Here is a 15,866-nt window from a genome sequence, read left to right as displayed (position 1 = left end):
CCGTCTATTTGGAGGGGGCATCCTGCGATTGCCAATGGCATCTTCAAGCCCGGCATCCCCTCCAGGGGGTCACTGGAACCATTACCCAAGCCCTGGCTTTCTCGAGGAGTAACCGTATGACCGCCTTTCGCCGTAACCCCATTTACCTGGCCCTTCGTCACGTTCGACGCAATGCGGGACCGCTATCACGACGGTGGCTAGCAGGCGGCATGCTCGCACCAGCCATCCTGCTGGTCGGCGCACATGGTGTTGGTGCCAATGACTCGACTACCTGGACGGGTGAAGAAAACAGTGACTGGTTTGACGCAGACAACTGGGACGAAGGCCTTCCAGAAGCCAATACGGAAGTGGTCATTCGCCGTGAGAATTCGGGAAAATCAAACGCCGTTGTAGACGAGGGATCAGCTGTAACCGGCAATCTGACGATTAACGACTCCAACAGCTTCTTCAGCGAATTATTGGTTGAAGGGGATGGGAGCCTCACCTCCAACGGCCGAGTGCGAATCGCCGACGGCACCAACGGAGGGCGCCTCCAGGTTTCTGGCGGGAATGCAAGCTGGAACCATACCGGTGCTCTCGGAGTGACTGTCGGGACCTTCAATGCCGGCGAACTCATCATTGAGGATGGAGGCACAGCAGAGATCGGTGGATCTACCGGATTGCGTGTTGCAGGTGTTGCAACGGAATCTGGGGAAGGAACGGTAAATGTGACCGGTGAGGACAGCAGCCTGAATGTGACCTCCGGCGACGCGGTCATCGGTCAACAAAGTGAGGGAACTCTGACGGTCAGTGACGGCGGAACCTTTGTGACAAATGACCTGCTCGTTGGTGGCAATGACGGATTTCTGACAGGACGCGCAGATGGTTTTGTTGAAGTCTCAGGATCAGACTCTGAGATCGATGTTGACGGAGATATGACCGTTGGTGGCGACAATGGCGATGGCCTCATGCAGATCGAAGACGGCGCCTCGGTCATGGTCGGCGGGGACGGAGTAATCGGCGAGCTGGGTGAATCAGGGGGAGAGCCAGCATCGGATGGCGAAGTCACGGTGGCGGGGTCCGACTCAACTCTGGACATTGAGGGCGAACTCGAGGTTGGGGGAGAAGGCTCCGGTGAACTGACTATTCAAGATGGAGGACTCGCGACCAGTGGCGACTCCTACCTCGGTCGTGAACAGTTCGGTGCCGGAATCGTCACGGTCACCGGCGACGAGTCCTCCTGGGAGTCCGAGACCTTGCGCATTGGCAACCGGGGGGACGCGGAACTCAACATTCTGGAAGGCGCCCGGGTAGAGAGTGACGGACTTGCATTCGCCGCCGTGCAAGAGGGCTCCAAAGTCTCGATCACCGTTGACGGCAATGACTCCCGCCTGATCAGCGGCAGCCTGCGTATCGGCAACTCCGGGGAGGCCGACCTGGAGATCACGGACGGCGGATCGGTCAGCAGTACCGATGGCTGGATCGGTTTCAACGACCTTGGAGACGGCGCCGTACGCGTTTCGGGCCCAGAGAGTCGTTGGGACTCTAACAACCTCACGGTGGGCTGGAACGGCGATGGTGACCTCATCGTGGATTCCGGCGGCGAGGCTTCGATGGATAACGACCTGGAGGTTGCCGGTAACCCAGGCGCATCGGGTGTGATTCGCATCGAGGGTGAGGATTCCGAAGTCGACGTTGGCGGCAGCGCCGAAATTGGTGTGGCCGGTGATGGCGAGCTTCACGTCCTTGACGGTGCCACAATGAACATCGAATCGGTACTCGGCCTCACGGACCTGGAAGAGGAAGGATCCTCAGCCAGGGTCGTAGTCTCCGGTGAAGATTCCCGGTTGGAAACATCCTTCGGCGCGAACCTGCGCGGTCGAGCCGACCTGGAGATACTCGATGGCGGGGAAGTCCGCAGTGGCGTCACCACCATCAGCAACCGACTGGACACCCCGGACAAGGAAGCGGCCAGGATTCTAGTAGAAGGGAACGACTCCGAGCTCCAAAATTCGCTGGGAATTACTATTGGACTTAATGAGGAAGGCATTGGGAAGCTCGAGATCCGGGATGGCGGATTCGTCAATAGCACAACATCAGCAGAAACTGGCGCTCGTATCGGCGCAGGGGATTCAAGCTCCCAAGGCACTGTTATAGTGACCGGTGACAACAGCCGCTGGAGGATTGTTAGAGACGCGGTCGTGGGGGAAGAGGGACAAGCCACGCTCAGGATCGAAGACGGCGGGCGCGTTTTTGACGGCAGCATAAACGGCAACCGAACACTTACCATAGCTGAAGAACACTCCTCATCGGGCTCCGTGGTCTTGGAAGGCAACGAGTCCAGTCTGGATAGCTTTGGTGGTATTACGGTCGGCAAACGCGGCACTGGCGAGTTGCTCATCGGTGACGGTGCAACCGTCGACGACGTCGGACGCTTGAACGTAGGCGGGGGACGGTCGAGCGCAATTGGAGGCGGGCAAGGCTCTGGCCTGCTGCATATTGACAAAGGCGGCAAAGTCGATGTGAGTGGAACCACCTCCATCGCGGAAAATGATGGTTCGTCAGGCACCGTGGTGGTCAATGGTGAGTTGCGCAGCGGTGGTGGCGTCGAAGTGGGTTCGGGAGGCGTTCTTGCCGGTGATGGCGTGGTACGAGGGGACGTTTCCGTGCAGGGAACACTCGCCCCGGGGAACTCGATCGGCAGCCTTGCGATAGAAGATGACGGCGATCTCAGCGATCTCACTCTGGAAGATGGCTCTATCTACCGCGTCGAGGTTAATGACGGTGGCGACGAGGCAGGGGTAAATAACGATCACGTCTCGGTTGGGGGCAACATCGACATTGAGGAGCAAGCCTCCCTCCACGTAACCTCGGAACACGACACCGATGACGGGTCAACCTTTGCGCCAGAAACCACTTACACCATCCTCAGCGCAGAAAACGGTGGGGTGGAAGGCGAGTTCGGCGAAGTGACCGACGATTTCGCCTTCCTGTCCACCTCCCTGGATTACGGCGAGGACGCTGTATTCCTGACCCTCACACAGGTCGCCGACCTTGCCAATGTCGCCCAAACCTCCAACCAGCGGGCGGTGGCCAGCACGCTGGACGAGCAGGTGGACGGTGAGGCCCTGAGTGATATCACCGGCGCGGTCGTGATGATGGACGAGGACAACGCCCGGGCAGCGCTGGACGATCTTTCGGGTGTGGACCATACCCATACCCAGCAGATCGGGCTGCGCGGCGCCCAGCGTTTCCGCGCCGGCCTCACCGGCCGGATGCCCGGGCCCGGGGGCGCACAGGCGCCGCGCGAAACCGCCAGCCTGGAACAGCTCGCCGGTCTCCAGCTCGCCTCCGCCGGGCAACCTCGCGGACTGCTCGACGAGGCCGCGGACGCCTCCCGCGGTTGGTGGGTCAACGCCGAGGGCGGTCGTGGTGACATCGACGACACCACCAACGCCACCGGCGCCGACTATCGCTTCACCGGGCTGACGATCGGCTTTGATGCCCCGGTTTCGAACGAGTTCCATCTCGGCGCGGCCGTGGGTTACACCCGCAACCGCGGCGACTCCGCCAGCGGAGACATCGACGTAGATTCCTACCATCTGGCTGCTTACGGCGGTTGGCAGCGCGATGCACTCTACGCCCGCGGCAGCGTCGGCTTGGCCTATCACAGCATCGATACCGAACGCTTCGTCGACACGGTCGAGCGCAATGCCGAGGCCGATTACTCCGCACGCGGCGTGGGCATGCGGGCCGAGGGTGGGTACGCCTTCGAGGTCGGGGACACGGCACGACTGACCCCGTTCGGCGGGCTGGACTACGAACACCTGCGCCGCAGCGGGTTCTCGGAATCCGGAGCCGGGGCCGCCAACCTGGATGTGAACCGCGAAAGCGAGTACTCGCTGCGAAGCCAGGCCGGCGTGCGCTTCGATCAGGCGTTCGAGACCACCGGCGGCTGGGTCGCCCCCTACGCCGAAGCCGCCTGGGTGCACGAGCACGGCGACCGCTCCAGCCGCATGGACACCGCCTTCGCGGCCGATACGTCCACGCGCTTCACCATCGAGGGCCCGCGCCTCAGCCGGGATCGCGTGCGGGTCGCCGCCGGTCTGGACGCCCGCCTCAACGAGGATTCCTTCCTCAACGTCGGCTACCAGGGCGAAATCGCCTCGTCCGACGATCTCCACGCCATTGGCCTGACCTTCCGGCGCAACTGGTAAGGTCCCCGCAGGCCGCACCCCCTCCATCCGGAGGGGGTGTCCCGGGCCACGTTCCGGCACACTGTTTCCAGCGCGCGATTTCCCCCTTCTTCCATGGGGCAGGATTTCGCGCGACACTGCCTTCGAACTGGTGGTTACCATCCGTCCGGAGGTTTGTCATGTCCGTCGTCCGAATTCATCCGCCCGGCGCGCATGCGCCCGGCCTTCTTGCCGCCCTGGTGGCCATGCTGCTGACCCTGCCCTTCAGTGCGACTGCTGCGGCTCCCGGGGATTCCGCTCCGGGGTTCGATCCGGGAGCCGAACCCGAGGGCGAGGTGATTCTGCGGGTCGAGGGGGCCATCGAACATGCGAACGACGGAGACCGGGCCCTGCTGGACCGGGCGATGCTGGACCGCCTCCCGGAGCGTGAACTGGAGACCTCCACGGTGGTCACCGACGGGGTCAACCACTTCGAGGGCTTTTTGATGCGCGACCTGCTGGAGGCTCTCGGTGCGGAGGGTGACGAGGTGGTGGCCACGGCCCTGAACGACTACATCGTCGACATCCCGATGGAGGACTTCCACGACTATGACGTGGTCGTCGCGCATACCCGGGATGGCGAGGCCCTGACCCCGCGCGACAAGGGTCCGCTGTGGATCGTCTACCCGCGGGACGATCACGCGGAGCTGGACGACATCCGCTACGACTACCGCTGGGTCTGGCAGCTGGAGCACCTGGAGGTGCGATGATCGCGCGCCCGACCCGCGAGTCCGCACCCGAGCGTGGCCATGCCCCGGATCCCTCGGCCGTCCCCAGCCTGCGCCGCGTCTCGACGTATGTCCTGCCGGTGCTCGCGGTCCTTACCTTCGCGATCTTCCTGACGGTGTCGCTGATGCGCCTGCACGACGTGGAACAGGACATGCGCAGCAATGTGGACGAGAACATGCTGTGGGTCACCGCCCAGGCGCAGGTCGCCAGTCACCGTCTGGACGAGGAAGTCCACCGACGGACCCTGGGGGACGCGGATGCCCGACCCGGCCTGCGTTACGACGTCCTCACCAGCCGCCTGGTCCTGCTGGATGCCGGGCCACAGCGGCGCTACGTCAAGGACATCGGGCTGGAAGAAACACTGGACGGCACCTTCGAGCAGCTGGAGCGCATCGAGCCGATGATCGACGACGTCGCCCCCGACAACGTCGAGGCGGCCCACGCGATCCATGCCGAACTCAAGCCCCTGATGTCGGCACTCAACCGCATCGCCAACGCGGTGATGATCGAGGAATGGGAGAGCACGGGGGAACGCCTGGATCAACACCGCGCCAGCCTGATCCAGGCCATTGTGATGATGATCGGCATCCTGGTCACCGGGATCCTGCTGACCGCCCTCCTGATGAATGCCCTGCGGCAGCGGCGCCACGCACAGGAGGCGCTGGCCGCACACCGCGACCGGCTGGAGATCGAGGTCCGCAACCGCACCCGCGACCTGGAAGCCGAGCGCCGGCGCGTGGTGGACGCCATCGACACCGCACCCGACGGCTTTGCCGCGTTCGATTCCGATGACCGCCTGATCCTGGTCAACCCGCAGTTCGCCGGCCTGCTGCCGCTGCCGGACGGGGCCCTGGACGAGGGGCAGACGCTGGACACCCTGCTCGACCGCATCCGCGCCGTCACGCGACCGGACACCGAACACGGCAACCCGGAGGAGATCACCGCGGACGACGGTGCGCAGTACGATCTGGAGGTCCCCGGCCGCGGCTGGGTCCAGATGACCCTGCGCCGCACCGATGACGGTGGCCAGGTGCTGCGTCTGGCCGACATCACCAGCTACAAGGACGCCGCGCGCAGTCTCGAGCATTCGCTGGAGCGCGAACGCGGCGTCAGCGAGTTCTACCGCAGCTTTGCGGCCATGGCCTCGCACCAGTTCCGCACCCCGCTGGCGATCATCGACTCGGGCCTGCAGCGCCTGCTGCGGCGCGGGGAGTCCATGGACCGCGAAACCCGCGAGGGGCGCTACCGTCAGCTGCGCGACACCGTCGCCCACATGACCCGGCTGATCGAGAACGCGCTGACCTCGGCACGCCTCGAGGGCGGCCACGTATCGGCATCCACCCGTCCCTGCGACCTGCGCCCGCTGGTGGAGCAGGCGATCGAAACCCAGCGGCAGATCACCCCGGACAATCCGATGCATCTGAGCGTCACCCCGGATGGACCGGTCATGGCGCGCTGCGATCGCGCGCTGGTCGAGCAGATCCTCGCCAACCTGCTGTCGAATGCGGGAAAATACTCGTCCGAGACCGCGTCCATCGAGGTTGAGCTGCGCGCCGAACCGGAGAAGATCACCTGCCACGTCACGGACCACGGGATCGGCATCCCCGAGGAAGACCAGGCGCGGCTGTTCGACCGCTTCTTCCGTGCCCGCAATGCCGCCCGCCATACCGGCATCGGTCTGGGCCTGGGCATCGCCCGCCAGCTCGCGCGCACCCAGGGCGGCGACCTGACCGTCCGTTCCCGCGAAGGGGAAGGGTCTACATTCACGCTGGAACTCCCGCGAGGACAGGATCCGGATGAACCACAGCACACCGAATGATGCCGCCGTCCCGGCCGCACGCATCCTCTGCGCCGAGGATGAAGCCCTGCTGCGCCGGGACATCTGCGAAGAACTGAGCGAGGCGGGTCATGTCGCCATCGAGGCGGCCCATGGCGACGAAGCCCTGGAGCAGATCGACGCCGTACACCCCGACCTGATCCTGTGCGACATCAACATGCCGGGCATGAATGGCTACGAACTGCTGGCCGCGGTGCGCGAACGTGGCCCGGAACTGGCGGACACCCCGTTCGTGTTCCTCACCGCGCTGTCCGACCCGCGCGAGGTGGTCGATGGCAAGCGCGCGGGCGCCGACGACTATCTGGTCAAGCCGGTGGACTTCGACCTGCTGCTGGCGACCGTGGAGGCCCGCCTGCGCCAGGTGCGGCGCATGCGCCAGAAGAAAGAGGACGAGTTCGCCGAACTGCGCCGTACCCTCGGTGGACTCGGCCAGAGCCGGGATCAGGGACGCCGCAGCCTGGAGTTCGCGGCGCGCGCCCTGGATCCGGTCGCTCCCGGGGTCGTCCTGCTCGACCACGGCAACCGCGTGCTGCTGGCCAACCGCGCGGCGCGGCGCATGGCCGGCGACGCACTGACCTTGCAGGAAGGACGCCCGCCGGAGCCGGTACACTCCGAGGACGACCGACGCCTGCGCGAGGCCCTGCGCCGGGTCCTTGCCGAGGACCCGGCCGCCGATGACGCCATTGAGTGCATGCGCCTGCCGAGCGACGACCACCGGCGCGAACTCCTGGTCATGATCTATCCCCTGCCCGGGAGCGGCGATCAGGCCGGGCGGGAGGCCGGGGAGGAGGAACCCGCGGCCGTGATCCTCCTGTCCGACCCCGAACGGCGCGCCCGCCTGCCGGAAGACGTCCTGGCCCGCCTGTTCGACCTGACCCCCACCGAGGCCCGCATCGCCCTGGCCCTGGCGGACGGCTGGCGCACCGCCGACATCGCCCGGCGCATGGACGTGTCGAATACCACCGTCACCTTCCACCTGCGCAACCTGTTCCAGAAGACCGACACCCATCGCCAGGCGGAACTGGTCGCCCTGGTGCTGGCCGGCTCCATGACCCTCGCCGTGGAATGAGCCCGGGCCGCCCCTTACTGGATGACGTAAAATCCTCTTAATCAATCAGGAGCCGTTGCATGTTATCGACCTCGCATCCTTCGTTGTTCTTTTCCTTTGTTCGCCCCGCAGTGATGCTCGGCGCGCTGGTGACACTGGCGCCCGCCATCGCCACGGGGCAGCAGGCCCAGCAGCCGGCCCCGGCGCCGGGCCAGGCACCGGCCCAGGCGCCGCAGCCGGTACAGCAGGAACCGGAGGTGACCACCCACCAGGACTGGGAAAGCCTTTGCTGGGAACTGGATGACGGCGGCGAGTTCTGCCAGATGCAGCAGACCCTGCAGGTGGAGGACCAGGGCCAGCAGGGGCCGTATCTGCAGACCACGGTGCGGCGCGAGGGCGACCGACACGTGATGGAACTGCTGCTGCCGCTGGGCGTGGATCTGCGTCCGGGCATCGTCATGCAGGTCGACGAGGGCGAAGAACGCAATGCCGGCTTCGTCACCTGCATCCAGCAGGGCTGCGTGGCGGCCACCGAGCTGACCGACGAGATGCTGGCTGAACTGCGCGGGGGCCGCGAACTCAACGTGGGCTTCCGCCCGCTGCAGTCGGAACAGGTGCTGGTCTTTGACGTCTCCCTGATGGGCTTCACTGCGGCCAGTAATCGGCTCTGAGACGACCTTCTGGCGGTGCCGCCCTGCGCCGTTACAATGACGGCGTGAACGACACCCGCCAGTCCAGCTCGAACCCGCCCGTACGGCGCGCCCGCCGGCCCGGGTGGCTGCGTGCGCTGCTGGCGATGCTTGCCGCGGCCGCGCTGTGGGCGGTGCTGGCCGGGGGCGCAGCGCTGGCGCACCCGTTCGCCTGGCTCGCCATCGCGCTGACCGGGGGGGCCGTGCTCGCGCTGCCCGCGGGGCGCGCCCTGCGCCTGAACCCGACCGCCCTGCCCGGCCTGCTCGGTTTCTTCCTGCGCACCTCGGTGCAGGGCGGGGTCGATGTCGCCTGGCGGGCGGTACACCCGCGCCTGCCGCTGCAACCGGACTTCGAGGCGTATTTCGTGCAATTGCCGCACGGACCGCCGCTGACCCTGTTCATGTCCATGCTCAGCCTGCTGCCGGGCACCCTGGCGGTCCGCCTGGAGGGCCGCCGCATGACCCTGCACGTGCTGGACGGCCGCAGCGACAATGCAGCCACGCTGATGGAACTCGAGCGGCGCATCGCACGGCTCTACGGGCTCGACCCTGACTCTCCGGGGAGCGCCCGATGAACCTGCTGCTGGTCACCGCCGCCGGGTTCCTGCTGCTGACCATCCTGTTCGGGCTGATCCGCGTGCTGCGTGGCCCGGGCTCAGGTGATCGGATGCTCACTGCCCAGCTGTTCGGCACCTCGGGGGTCGGCATCCTGCTACTGCTCGGCTTTGCCCTGGACCAGTCGGCGCTGGTGGACGTGGCGCTGGTGTTCGCCCTGCTGGCGGTGGTGGCGGCCGTCGCGTTCGTGCGCCAGCACGGGCTGCCGGAGCCGGCGGGCACGCCGATGCACGAAACCCCGGTAGAAGAAGAGCCGCCGCACGACCCGGGGCATCACCCGGGGCATAACCCGACGGAGAAGACGCATGATCGCTGATCTGCTGACCGCCGTGCTGGTGCTCGCGGGGCTCGCGTTCTTCGCCGCCGGCACCCTGGGGCTGCTGCGTTTTCCCGATGTCTATACCCGTCTGCACGCACTCACCAAGGCCGACAACCTCGGCCTGGGTCTGGTGGTGCTGGGGCTGATGCTGCAGGCCGACGGCCCGGCGATGATCCTCAAGCTGGCGCTGATCTGGGTGCTGGTGCTGGCCGCCGGGGCCACCGCAGCGCACATGGTCGCCCAGCGCACCTGGACCCACGGCGAGTTCGAGCGGCGCGAATGAACGCGGCACTGCTGGCCTTCGACATCGTCCTGCTGGCCGGGCTGCTGGGCGTGGCCTGGCGCTGCCTGGCGAGCACCGACCTGTTCCGCGCGGTGGTGCTGTTCATCACCTTCGGCCTGCTGCTGGCGATCGCCTGGGTCCGGCTCGAGGCCCCGGACATCGCGCTGGCCGAGGCCGCCATCGGGGCCGGCATCACCGGGGCGCTGCTGCTGGTCACGCTGGAACGGCTGAAGCACATCATGAACCCGCACCGCGGGGACGCGGGCCCGAGCCCGCCCCCGGATCCGGTGGCATCCGACACGGGCAACGCGGATGCGGAGGCCCGCGACGCCCGCGACCCGGGTGCCGGCAGTGTGGCGCTGAGCTGTGCCCCGACCCCGGCACGCGGACGCTGGATCACGCTGGCGGTGACCGTCGGCCTGGCCCTGCTGCTGATGGCAACGCTGGCCACGCAGGAACACGGCTCCGGCCTGCAGCCCGCGGTGGCCGCACACATGGACGTCTCCGGGGTGGACCACGGCATCACTGCGGTGCTGCTGAATTTCCGCGCCTGGGACACCCTGCTGGAACTGGCCATGGTCCTGCTGGCCGGGCTGGGGGCCTGGTCGCTGGGGCGCCATGACGCGCTGCCCGCCCGCCCGGCGCCGGGCCCGGTCCTGCCGGGGGCGGTGCGGCTGCTGCTGCCGGTGGCCATCGTTACCGGGGTGTATCTCCTGTGGGCCGGGAGCCATGCCCCGGGCGGCGCCTTTCAGGCCGGCGCGGTGCTGGGCGCGGCGGGGATACTGATGAGCCTCGCGCGTCCGCACTCGCTGCCCGACCCGGACCCGCGGCTGCTGCGTATCGGCGTGACGGCCGGGGCGCTGCTGTTCCTCGCCATCGGGCTTTGGGGGCTGTTCGCCGGCCCTGCGCTGCTGAGCTGGCCGCGCGAACTGGCCTATCCCCTGATCCTGATCATCGAGACCGGCGCGACCCTGTCCATCGCGCTGACCCTGGTCGCCCTGTTCATCGGCGGACGCTCCCCGCGGGAGGATGCATGATCGAATCCCTGGATCCCGGAACCCTGTATCCCTTCGGCGGCGCCGCGCTGTTCGCGCTGGGCCTGCACGGACTGATCCGCCGGCGTCACCTGATCCTGCGCATCCTGGCAGTGAACATAATGGGCTCCGGGGTGTTCATGGTGTTCCTGGGCATCGCCGCGCGTAGCGATGCCCCGCCGGATCCGGTGGCCCAGGCGCTGACGCTCACCGGGATCGTGGTGGCGGTGAGCGCGACCGCGTTCGCCCTCGCGCTGACCGTGCATCTGGCGCGCCTGACCGGGCATGCGGTGCTGCTCCCCGGGCCGCTGAAAACCCACCGCGGCGACCGTCCCGAAGACCCGTGAACGCGGCCACGCCCGAGTCCCTGGTGTTCGCCACCGGGGCCCTGGCGGCGGTCTCGCTGGGGCTGCCGCTGATCGCCTCCGCCTGGGCGTGGCAGGCCCGGCGCATCGGGCTGCTGGGTCTGCCGCTGGCGATCCTCGGGCTGCTGGCGACCCTCGGGCTGTTCCTCGACGCCGTGCCGGAAATGGATGGCCCCGCAGTGCGGGTCGGGCTGGGCGGCTGGGAGGCCCCCCTGGGCGTCACCCTGCACCTCGACGGGCTGGCGCTGGCGATGATGCTGCTGAACGCGCTGGTGGCCCTCGCCGGCAGCCTGTACGCCCGCGGCTACATCCGCTCGACCGCGGGAGAGCGCCAGTTCTGGCCGCTGTGGCTGTGGCTGTGGGGCGGGCTCAACCTGCTGGTGCTGTCGGGTGATGCCTTCAACCTGTACATCACCCTGGAGATCGCCAGCATCTCCGCGGTGGCGCTGGTGGCCCTTACCGGCGATACCGACGCGGTGACCGGGGCGATGCGATACCTGCTGATCAACCTGCTCGGCTCGCTGTCGTTCCTGCTGGGGGCCGCACTGCTGTACGGCAAGTTCGGCGTGCTGGACCTGACGCTGCTGGGCGAGCTGGCCGGAGACGGCCCCACCGAGCGCATGGCCGCCGTGCTGATGCTGGGCGGACTGCTGATGAAGGCCGCGGTGTTCCCGCTGCACGTGTGGCTGGCCACCGCGCATGCCAGCGCGCCGGCGCCGGTCAGCGGCATGCTCTCGGGCATGGTGGTGGCGGCGATGTTCTACCTGATCCTGCGGCTGTGGCTGCTGATCTTCGCGCCGCTGGGCACCCCCGCGCTGGCCGTGCTGCTGGGACTGCTGGGCAGCGCGGCTCTCCTCTGGGGCTCGCTGCAGGCACTGCGCGCGCCCCGACTCAAGATCGTGGCGGCCTACTCGACGGTGGCGCAGATGGGCTACATCGCGCTGGCCTTCCCCATCCTGATCCTGCAGCCGGCGGCCTGGCCGGTGGTGGTGTTCTTCGCCTTCGCCCACGGTCTGGCCAAGGCCGCGGTGCTGATGGGCGCCGGAACGCTCCAGAAGGCTGCGGGACACGACCGGATGAATGCCCTGGGACCGGTGCTGCGGGCGCGCGGGCGCACGGTGTTTGCCCTGGGCCTGGGCGGCATCTCGCTGATGGGGCTGCCGCTGACCGGCGGCTTCCTGGCCAAGTATCTGCTGCTGGAAGCGGGGCTGCACGGCGCGGCGGAGACCACCGCCATCATGCAGATCTGGACCTCGCTGTGGCTGGTGATGGTCGCGCTGGGCTCCCTGCTGGCCACTGCGTACATCCTGCGCATGGTGGCACCGGCTTTCGCCCGCGGTGAGCGTGATCCGGGCGTCCCGGTCTCCGCCGGCATGGAATGGATGCCGCTGGCACTGGCCGTGGGCGCGGCGGCCATGGGCCTGGCCGGGGCACCGCTGTTGCATCTGCTCGGCCACACGGCGGGGGTGTCATGAACGCCGACGGCGGCCTGCTCCTGCTCGCGATCCTGGCCAGCTCGCTGGTACCGGGACTGGTGATCTTCTTCCTGCCGGAAGAGCGCCACGGGCTGCGCACCCTGCTGAATCTGACCGCGGCGGGGATCAAGCTCGTACTGGTCGGGGTGCTGCTCCTCGGGGTGCAGCAGGGCGAGACCTTCGAGTTCGGGCTGACATTGCTGCCGGGCGTGGATTTCGTACTCGCGGCCGACGCCCTGTCACTGCTGTTCGCGACCCTGTCCTCGATCCTGTGGTTCGTGACCACCCTGTATGCGATCGGCTATCTGGAGGGGTCGCCGCGGCGCAGCCGCTTCTTCGGCTTCTTCTCGCTGTGCGTGAGCGCGACCGTGGGCATCGCCCTGTCGGGCAACCTGATCACCTTCGTGATCTTCTACGAGATCCTGACCCTGGCCACCTGGCCGCTGGTGGTCCACCGCGGCACGCCGGAGGCGCTGCGCGCGGGCCGGCTGTATCTGGGCTACACGATCACCAGCGGGCTGGTGCTGCTGCTTGCGGTGATCGCGCTGAACCTGCTGGCGGGTTCGCAGCCGTTCGCGTCGGGCGGCTACCTGCAGCATCTGCCGGGCGAGCTGCACGGTCTCCTGCAGATCATCGGCCTGGCGCTGATCGCCGGCTTCGCGGTGAAGGCGGCGCTGATCCCGCTGCATTCCTGGCTGCCGCGGGCCATGGTCGCGCCGGCCCCGGTCAGTGCGCTGCTGCACGCGGTGGCGGTGGTCAAGGCGGGGGCGTTCGGTCTCGTGCGCACGTTAAACGACGTGTTCGGCCTGGAGCTGGCCGCGACCCTGCACCTAACCGACGTGCTGCTGGTGCTGGCCGCGCTGACCATCATCTACGGCTCCATCCAGGCGCTCCGGGCTCAGGACATCAAGCAGCGGCTGGCCTTCTCCACCGTCAGTCAGGTCTCCTACATCGCGCTGGGCGTGGCGCTCGCCGGACCGCTGGGCGTGATTGGCGGACTGGTACATCTGGTGCATCAGGGCCTGACCAAGATCACGCTGTTCTTCTGTGCCGGCAACTTCGCCGAGACCCTGGGCATCCACGAGATCCGCGAGATGCGCGGGGTCGGCCGGCGCATGCCGCTGACCATGGCCGCGTTTACGGTCGGCGGACTGGGCATGATCGGGCTGCCGCCGCTGGCCGGGTTTATCTCCAAGTGGTATCTGGGGCTGGGCGCGCTGGAGGGCGATGCGGCGTGGATCCTGGGCGTGCTGGCGCTGAGCAGCCTGCTCAACGCGGCCTACTTCCTGCCGCCCATCATCGCCGGCTGGATGGCCGAGCCGGAGGTGACCCGACCGCCGGCGCACAAGACCCGCTTCGAGGCCCACTGGATGCTGCTGTTCCCGACCCTGTTCGTGGCGGTGCTGGCGCTGCTGCCGGGGCTGCTGGCCGGGCTGGAACTGAGCCCGCTGGGCTGGGTGGAGCTGATCGTGGAACGCGGCTACGTGCTGGTGCCAGCCGGTGACATGGACAACGGCACGGGGGTGACGCCATGAACGCGTTCATCCTGCTCGGGGTGCCGCTGCTTCCGCTGCTGCTGGCCGCGGCGCTGTCGCTGCGGCCGGGCCGCGCGCCACTGCGTCTGGTGCCCTGGGCCGCGCTGCCCGCCCTGCTGCTGGCCGCGCTGGGCCCGGAGGGCAAGCAGGCCTCGCTACCGTGGCTGCTGACCGGGGTGGAGCTCGGGCTGGACCCGATCGGCCGGGTTTTCCTCGCGCTGACTGCCGGGCTGTGGCTGGCGGCCGGACTGCACGCGCTGCACGAACGCGGCGAGGATCCCGCGCGGCAGCGCTTCTTCGTGTTCTTCCTGCTGTCGATGGCGGGCAACCTGGGGCTGATCCTCGCGCAGGACGCCGCGTCGTTCTACCTGTTCTTCTCGCTGATGAGCCTGTCGGCCTGGGGCCTGGTGGTGCACAAGCGCAGCACCGAGGCCTGGATGGCCGCACGGCTGTATCTGGTGCTGTCGGTGTTCGGCGAGGTCGCACTGTTCGCTGGTCTTATGCTCGCCATCCACCAGGCGGGCGGCGAGACCACGCTGGCGGCCATCGCTGCGGCACGGCCCGAGGGCGCGGCGATGGTGCTGCTGGTGCTGGGACTGGGCATCAAGGCCGGCATGCTCGGGGTGCACTTCTGGCTGCCACTGGCCCATCCTGCCGCACCGATCCCCGCCAGCGCGGTGCTTTCAGGAGCCATGATCGAGGCCGGGCTGCTGGGCTGGCTGCGCCTGCTGCCGCTGGATGCCACGGGCCACGCCGTGCTCGGCGAGGTGCTGGTCGCCCTGGGGCTGGCGGCGGCGTTCCTGGGCGCACTGGCGGGGCTCTTCCAGGCGCGGCCCAAGACCATCCTGGCCTATTCGTCGATCAGCCAGATGGGCCTGATGACCACCGGGGTCGGGCTCGCGCTGCTGCTGCCCGCGATGCGCGAACCGCTGCTGTTCGCGGTGGCGATGTACGCCCTGCACCACGGGCTGGCCAAGGGTTCGCTGTTTCTCGCGGTGGATATCGCCGGACAGCTCCCCCGCTCGTGGCGGTACCGCTACGCGGTGCTCGGCCTGATCGCCCTGCCGGGCTTCTCCCTGGCCGGGCTGCCGTTCACCAGCGGGGCAATGGCCAAGGACCTGCTGAAGGCGCCGCTGACCGCGAACGGCACGGGACTGGTCTACAACCTGCTGACCCTGGCGGCCATCGGGACTACCCTGCTGGTGCTGCGTTTCCTGTGGCGCCTGCGCCAGGATCTGGCGCTGACGACACGCCCGCTGCCTACGGGGCGCTGGCTGCCCTGGGCGCTGCTTGCGGCGATGTCCCTGATCCTGCCCGCAGTGGCCGCACTGACGGCCCTGGCCTCGCCCGAGGTACCGCTCCCCGAGCTCGCGACTGTTTCCCTGCTGTGGCCCGTCCTGGCCGGGCTGGCCCTGGGCGCACTGGGGGGCATGGTTCTGCGCGAATGGATGGCCCGTCACGTCCCGGAAGGGGACGTGGCGATCCTGGCGAATGTGCTGATCCATGCAGCGCAGGGCCTGCATGCCCGGGTCAGTCCGCTGCGCGAGATTCGCCTCCACCCGCGCCTGCGGGCCCGGTGGCGCCGGGCGCAAAGGATCGCCCGGCATGAGCTGGAATGGGCCGAACGACGCATGACCCGATGGGGACGTCTGGCGTTTCTGTTCGCTCTGTCGTTACTGGGGCTGTACACGGCCATGGCGTTCCCGCCCTGACCGGTGCCGCA

General features: G+C 67.8%; 13 protein-coding genes. All 13 read left to right on the top strand.

Going from position 1 to position 15,866, the window contains the following annotated elements; translation table 11 throughout:
• The first annotated feature begins 209 nt into the window (after positions 1-209).
• Entirely contained in the window at positions 210-4,196 is a 3,987-nt protein-coding gene (locus tag F573_RS14870; protein ID WP_196801796.1) for an autotransporter domain-containing protein, read from the top strand.
• 158 nt (positions 4,197-4,354) lie between these two features.
• On the top strand, positions 4,355-4,924 hold the full coding sequence (locus F573_RS0109640) for a molybdopterin-dependent oxidoreductase (RefSeq protein ID WP_019022414.1): 570 nt from the start codon (positions 4,355-4,357) through the stop codon (positions 4,922-4,924).
• The gene (locus F573_RS0109635; RefSeq protein WP_019022413.1) at positions 4,921-6,762 is read left to right on the top strand and encodes a PAS domain-containing sensor histidine kinase; all 1,842 of its coding nucleotides are present in this window, start codon (positions 4,921-4,923) and stop codon (positions 6,760-6,762) included. Before F573_RS0109640 ends, F573_RS0109635 begins: the two co-directional genes overlap by 4 nt.
• On the top strand, positions 6,740-7,849 hold the full coding sequence (locus F573_RS0109630; RefSeq protein WP_019022412.1) for a response regulator: 1,110 nt from the start codon (positions 6,740-6,742) through the stop codon (positions 7,847-7,849). The genes F573_RS0109635 and F573_RS0109630 overlap by 23 nt, the downstream gene beginning before the upstream one ends.
• Positions 7,850-7,908: 59 nt before the next feature.
• A complete protein-coding gene (locus F573_RS0109625; RefSeq protein ID WP_051075380.1) occupies positions 7,909-8,499 on the top strand; it encodes an invasion associated locus B family protein in 591 nt (196 codons plus the stop codon).
• Positions 8,500-8,543: 44 nt separating this feature from the next.
• Complete coding sequence (locus tag F573_RS0109620) at positions 8,544-9,092, top strand: Na+/H+ antiporter subunit E (RefSeq protein WP_018870482.1); 549 nt, start codon at positions 8,544-8,546, stop codon at positions 9,090-9,092.
• Positions 9,089-9,448, top strand: coding sequence for a monovalent cation/H+ antiporter complex subunit F (locus F573_RS0109615; protein WP_018870483.1), 360 nt, complete (start codon positions 9,089-9,091; stop codon positions 9,446-9,448). Before F573_RS0109620 ends, F573_RS0109615 begins: the two co-directional genes overlap by 4 nt.
• Positions 9,438-9,734, top strand: coding sequence for a monovalent cation/H(+) antiporter subunit G (locus F573_RS0109610; RefSeq protein ID WP_019022410.1), 297 nt, complete (start codon positions 9,438-9,440; stop codon positions 9,732-9,734). Before F573_RS0109615 ends, F573_RS0109610 begins: the two co-directional genes overlap by 11 nt.
• Complete coding sequence (locus F573_RS0109605) at positions 9,731-10,771, top strand: hydrogenase subunit MbhD domain-containing protein (RefSeq protein ID WP_019022409.1); 1,041 nt, start codon at positions 9,731-9,733, stop codon at positions 10,769-10,771. The genes F573_RS0109610 and F573_RS0109605 overlap by 4 nt, the downstream gene beginning before the upstream one ends.
• Entirely contained in the window at positions 10,768-11,115 is a 348-nt protein-coding gene (locus F573_RS0109600) for an NADH-quinone oxidoreductase subunit K (protein ID WP_019022408.1), read from the top strand. The genes F573_RS0109605 and F573_RS0109600 overlap by 4 nt, the downstream gene beginning before the upstream one ends.
• Positions 11,112-12,608, top strand: a complete 1,497-nt coding sequence (locus F573_RS0109595) for a complex I subunit 5 family protein (protein ID WP_019022407.1) — start codon at positions 11,112-11,114, stop codon at positions 12,606-12,608. The genes F573_RS0109600 and F573_RS0109595 overlap by 4 nt, the downstream gene beginning before the upstream one ends.
• Entirely contained in the window at positions 12,605-14,143 is a 1,539-nt protein-coding gene (locus tag F573_RS0109590) for a complex I subunit 5 family protein (RefSeq protein WP_019022406.1), read from the top strand. Before F573_RS0109595 ends, F573_RS0109590 begins: the two co-directional genes overlap by 4 nt.
• Entirely contained in the window at positions 14,140-15,855 is a 1,716-nt protein-coding gene (locus F573_RS0109585) for a complex I subunit 5 family protein (protein WP_019022405.1), read from the top strand. The genes F573_RS0109590 and F573_RS0109585 overlap by 4 nt, the downstream gene beginning before the upstream one ends.
• The last annotated feature ends 11 nt before the right edge of the window (positions 15,856-15,866 follow it).

The organism is Thioalkalivibrio sp. ALE23, assembly GCF_000378545.1.
GTDB lineage: Bacteria > Pseudomonadota > Gammaproteobacteria > Ectothiorhodospirales > Ectothiorhodospiraceae > Thioalkalivibrio.
The sequence above is the reverse complement of the archived record's forward strand: the minus strand, read 5'-3'. Positions and strand labels throughout refer to the sequence as shown.

Bases quoted from the DNA above. Each gene is read 5' to 3' on its own strand.
- F573_RS0109590 (WP_019022406.1), top strand. From the start codon at position 12,605: ATGAACGCCGACGGCGGCCTGCTCCTGCTCGCGATCCTGGCCAGCTCG.
- F573_RS0109610 (WP_019022410.1), top strand. From the start codon at position 9,438: ATGATCGCTGATCTGCTGACCGCCGTGCTGGTGCTCGCGGGGCTCGCG.
- F573_RS0109625 (WP_051075380.1), top strand. From the start codon at position 7,909: ATGTTATCGACCTCGCATCCTTCGTTGTTCTTTTCCTTTGTTCGCCCC.
- F573_RS0109635 (WP_019022413.1), top strand. From the start codon at position 4,921: ATGATCGCGCGCCCGACCCGCGAGTCCGCACCCGAGCGTGGCCATGCC.
- F573_RS0109615 (WP_018870483.1), top strand. From the start codon at position 9,089: ATGAACCTGCTGCTGGTCACCGCCGCCGGGTTCCTGCTGCTGACCATC.
- F573_RS0109600 (WP_019022408.1), top strand. From the start codon at position 10,768: ATGATCGAATCCCTGGATCCCGGAACCCTGTATCCCTTCGGCGGCGCC.
- F573_RS0109630 (WP_019022412.1), top strand. From the start codon at position 6,740: ATGAACCACAGCACACCGAATGATGCCGCCGTCCCGGCCGCACGCATC.
- F573_RS0109605 (WP_019022409.1), top strand. From the start codon at position 9,731: ATGAACGCGGCACTGCTGGCCTTCGACATCGTCCTGCTGGCCGGGCTG.
- F573_RS0109585 (WP_019022405.1), top strand. From the start codon at position 14,140: ATGAACGCGTTCATCCTGCTCGGGGTGCCGCTGCTTCCGCTGCTGCTG.
- F573_RS14870 (WP_196801796.1), top strand. From the start codon at position 210: ATGCTCGCACCAGCCATCCTGCTGGTCGGCGCACATGGTGTTGGTGCC.
- F573_RS0109640 (WP_019022414.1), top strand. From the start codon at position 4,355: ATGTCCGTCGTCCGAATTCATCCGCCCGGCGCGCATGCGCCCGGCCTT.